Annotated in this window: 2 protein-coding genes; both read left to right on the forward strand. The window is 61.7% G+C overall.

Going from position 1 to position 1,523, the window contains the following annotated elements:
• A partial coding sequence (locus tag VN004_RS06180) for an FAD-dependent oxidoreductase (RefSeq protein ID WP_325608050.1) occupies nt 1-1,338 on the forward strand: 1,338 nt, incomplete at its 5' end.
• Nucleotides 1,339-1,340: 2 nt separating this feature from the next.
• A partial coding sequence (locus VN004_RS06185; protein WP_414710236.1) for a DUF3483 domain-containing protein occupies nt 1,341-1,523 on the forward strand: 183 nt, incomplete at its 3' end.

A 1,523-nucleotide genomic window follows, 5' to 3' on the forward strand; every position in this document is an offset into this window, starting at 1 on the left:
GCGCAGCGCATGTCCGAGACTGGCATGCTTGATTTCATCAGCGTGATTGGCTCAGGCGCGGATACGCACAACACGCTCGCGAACTGCATGCCGCCGATGGCATTGCCGCCCGAGCCGTTCGTGCATCTCGCAAGCGGTATCAAGTCCGTCGTCAGCGTGCCGGTCCTTCATGCGCAAGGCATCCGCGATATCTCGCAAGCCGAGCGCATCCTCGCGAACGGGCTCGTTGATATGGTCGGCATGACCCGCGCGCACATCGCCGATCCGCACATCATGAACAAGGTGCGCGAGGGCCGCGAAGATCAGATCCGCCAATGCGTCGGCGCGAACTACTGCATCGATCGCATGTATTCTGGCTCCGATACGCTCTGCGTCCAGAATGCGGCGACCTCACGCGAAGCGACGATGCCCCACGTCATCACCAAGACAAAAGGCGCAAAGAAGCGTGTCGTTGTCGTCGGCGGAGGCCCCGCAGGTCTCGAAGCCGCGCGCGTATCGCGGTCGCGGGGGCACGATGTCATTTTGTTTGAGCGCAACCCAGGTGTCGGCGGCCAAATCAATCTCGCGGCCAAGGCACCGCAACGCGAGCAGATGGCCGGCATCGTTCGCTGGTTTGACCTTGAGACAAAACGTTTGGGCGTGGATCGCCGGCTGGAAACCGAAGCGACGCCCGATATCGTGCTCAGCGAGGAGCCGGACATCGTCGTGCTCGCAACAGGGGGGCGCAGCTTCACCGATCAAGTCGCGAACTGGGGCGCGAACGAGGGACTTTCCATCAGTTCCTGGGACATCCTCTCTGAGAAGGTCGCGCCGGCCGAGAACGTTCTCGTCTATGACGGCATCAGCGCGCACGCGGGCTTCGGCACCGCGGATTTCCTGGCGAGCCGCGGCTGCACCGTCGAGATCGTCACGCCCGATACGAAAGTCTCCGAAGATGTCGGCGGCACGACGTTCCCGATTTTCTATCGCCGCCTTTATGCGCAAGGCATCATTCCGACACCGAACCATTGGCTGGATCGCGTCTACGCTGAGGGTAACAAGAAGGTCGCCGTGTTGCGCAATGAATATACCGATGAATTAGAAGAGCGCGTCGTCGATCAGGTCATCATCGAAAACGGCATCGCGCCCAACACCGAGCTTTATACCTCGCTGAAGGGGCGCTCGATCAATCGCGGCCAGACGGATCTCAAATCGCTTTTTGCTGCCGAGCCGCAGCCGGCGCTGCAAGAGGCGACGGGCGATGGACGCTTTCTCCTCTTCCGCGTCGGGGATTGCGTGTCGATGCACAACATTCACGCCGCCATCTACGACTCGCTCCGGCTGTGTAAGGATTTTTGATCGTGTCGATCGCGGCAGCCGTGACAGCGCTGTTTTGGGTCTCGATCGCGACACTCGCGATAGGCCTCGCACGGCGCGCGGCTCTATGGCGAGCGGGCAGGGAAGCGCCGATCGAATGGGCCGGGCTCTGGAGCCTGCCGAAACGCTACTTCGTCGATCTGCATCACGTCGTCGCCCGCGATCCC

It is taken from the genome of Pseudorhodoplanes sp., from assembly GCF_035565855.1.
Lineage (GTDB): Bacteria > Pseudomonadota > Alphaproteobacteria > Rhizobiales > Xanthobacteraceae > Pseudorhodoplanes.